The 2464-nt window shown below is 33.2% G+C and carries 3 protein-coding genes; all 3 read left to right on the top strand.

Annotation, left to right across the window (positions count from 1 at the left end):
• The first annotated feature begins 213 nt into the window (after window positions 1-213).
• The 3 genes from HJP15_RS21510 to HJP15_RS21520 are packed head-to-tail and all read left to right on the top strand — an operon-like array spanning window position 214 to window position 2244.
• Window positions 214-1047: a ParA family protein gene (locus HJP15_RS21510; protein WP_080516810.1), complete on the top strand. Its 834-nt coding sequence runs from the start codon at window positions 214-216 to the stop codon at window positions 1045-1047.
• Window positions 1037-1522 (top strand): hypothetical protein, encoded by a 486-nt coding sequence (locus HJP15_RS21515; protein ID WP_011328276.1) that lies wholly within the window; start codon window positions 1037-1039, stop codon window positions 1520-1522. The genes HJP15_RS21510 and HJP15_RS21515 overlap by 11 nt, the downstream gene beginning before the upstream one ends.
• Window positions 1523-1533: 11 nt before the next feature.
• The gene (locus HJP15_RS21520; RefSeq protein WP_011328275.1) at window positions 1534-2244 is read left to right on the top strand and encodes a hypothetical protein; all 711 of its coding nucleotides are present in this window, start codon (window positions 1534-1536) and stop codon (window positions 2242-2244) included.
• Window positions 2245-2464: the final 220 nt, after the last annotated feature.

The following is a 2464-nucleotide window of genomic DNA, read 5'->3' on the forward strand; positions in this document are numbered from 1 at the left end:
TAGGCCATAAAAAGCAAATTCCCATAGCATAAACAATACCAACGCGAACACACCGAGCAGGTAGCGCCTCAGTCCAACAAGCGATTATGCAACACAAACTGCGTGTCGCATAAATACTAAAATGTTACATGCTTTGCGTCATCCCCATTTTTTTGTGAAGCCCATAATATGGAAGTGTGAAGTAAAAAATATTTTTTAACTAAGGAAGTTATTTTGAAAGTTATTAGTTTAATAAACATGAAAGGTGGTGTTGGTAAAACAACATTATCAGTGAATATTGCAGATAGTTTAGCGCGTAGGTTTAACAAAAAAGTATTAATCGTGGATATTGACCCGCAGTTTAATGCTACTCAGTGTCTTTTTACACCTGACCAATATATGAGTCACCTAAAAGAAAAAAAAGAAACTATCACAGATCTCTTTGATAAAGAGACTAAAATTAATATTAGTGTGGTAAATGGCGCCTCAAAAACTACTTCCAAAATACTGGCTGATATTAAACCGGTAAAAGTAAAAGAAAACCTTTGGTGTTTACCCGGTAATTTAGACCTGTACAGGTTAGAGATAGCACCCGGTGAAGGTCGTGAAAATAGGCTTAAAAAATACCTTCAAAGCAATAAGGAATTATTTGATTACGTTATAATCGATACACCGCCTACACCATCTTTATGGATGACAAGTGCATTAATAGCATCAGATTATTATTTGATACCTGTTAAGGCAGATCCTATTTCCTTAACCGGGATAGATTTACTGAACAATATTGTAAGCGAAAAGAAAGACGATCTTGACTTATCTATCAAGTGTATTGGTTTAGTTTTAACTATTACAGAGAAAGGTACTAGGGTATATAATTCCGCTAAAAGTTCTATAGCTGCGAACCCAAGATGGAGTAATTTAATTTACAATAGAGAATTACCTAAACGTACAGAAGTCGCAGGTAAGCAATTAAACAACTTTATTTTAGATTTGGGTGAGACAACGATTAAAACCGCTCTGTCGGGTATTGTAGATGAAATGCTTACAAGGATAGAAAATGAAAGTTAAAGATAAAAACAAAGTATTGCAAGCAGCTAACTTTATAGAAGAGCTAGCATGGTTATTGAACTCTAAGAAAAAAATTGATCTTGAAAATGTTTCAGAGCTTCTAAGGCACCAAGTTGAGCCAAATCAGTCAGTAGTATCTGAAACTAAACAAGCAAATAAACTTAGTCATTACATAGGCGTTTTGCCATTTCTCTTGCAGGACAAAGAGTTATTTAGAACAAACAAAGATATTATCGAGTTTGCAGAAAACCTATTTAGTATCCAAATGACTAGAAATGATCGACGATCTCGTTATGAATTGGTTGGATTTATTGTTACAGAAATCATAAAGGTAGACGAAGAAAAACTATTATCGATAATGAACTCGCTATCAGTATTAACAGAGAGTGACGACAAGCTAGTTCAATTCAGAAAAACTCGTAATGATATAGATTTCTCTTGGAATGAAGCAATTTCAAAATTAAATAAATCTTAATAGGTAATTAAATGTCTAGAGAATTATCAGCTGATTTGGAGCAGTTAGTCAGCTTTATTAAAAATTATAACCTTGAAAGCCTTGCTGAAGACAAAGCTATATTGCCTATTATTTCAAAAATTCATAAAAAATATTTTTCCTTGTTAGCTTTATTAGTGGAGTTAAATAGTGAAGATATTAAAAATAATGGATTTAACAATAATGATGATTGTAAAAACTATCTTTTTGAGTCCCTGTCTGATTTAGGAAATAGTTTTTTTCTTACATTTAATGGTGGGTATAAGGCTTCTAGACTAATGTTGCGTAGCTCAATTGAAACCTTTGTTAAAGGTATTTCAGTTGAGCAACTACCAAACATAACCTCTGAAAAACGCGTTTTTAAAATATTTGAAGAAGCTTCTAAAATTAGTCTTTTTTCAAATGAGCCACTCAAATCGTGCTTCGATGATATAAAAAAACAATATTCTGATTTGTGTGAGGACACACATACTGCTCGTAAATCAAATATGCAACATATATCGGCTTTAAATTATTTTCCTACCCAAGATATTGCTAGTGCAAGAAAAGTATCAGATATATTTGTATCACTGACGCAATCTTATATTTTTATTATTTCAATGAAATTCAATCAAGAGTTTCATCAAATACACCATGCAAACAAGTCAAATATAATTAAGTCAATAAAAAGAAGTAACCGTCCTGTGGTATTAAACGTACTTTAATTTTTACTGTAAAGCGCATATAATCGGGTAGCCGGAGGTCTCTAACCTCCAGCCCCCACACCACCCATCATGCGCTTTTTATTAACAGGAAGTGCAATGGGCGGTTCATCTCCCGTAATGAATATTGATCCAAATATCTCTCAATGACACTAACCCTTGTGACGCTAAGTAGTTATTGCCTAGCGCAATGTTAATTCCTTTTGTTTTTGAGCTTCTACAA

It is taken from the genome of Pseudoalteromonas sp. NEC-BIFX-2020_002 (assembly GCF_013002825.1).
Classification (GTDB): Bacteria; Pseudomonadota; Gammaproteobacteria; order Enterobacterales; family Alteromonadaceae; genus Pseudoalteromonas; species Pseudoalteromonas neustonica.

What these genes read in the sequence shown, in the direction of transcription:
- HJP15_RS21515 (WP_011328276.1), top strand. Translation starts at nt 1,037, where the DNA reads ATGAAAGTTAAAGATAAAAACAAAGTATTGCAAGCAGCTAACTTTATA.
- HJP15_RS21520 (WP_011328275.1), top strand. Translation starts at nt 1,534, where the DNA reads ATGTCTAGAGAATTATCAGCTGATTTGGAGCAGTTAGTCAGCTTTATT.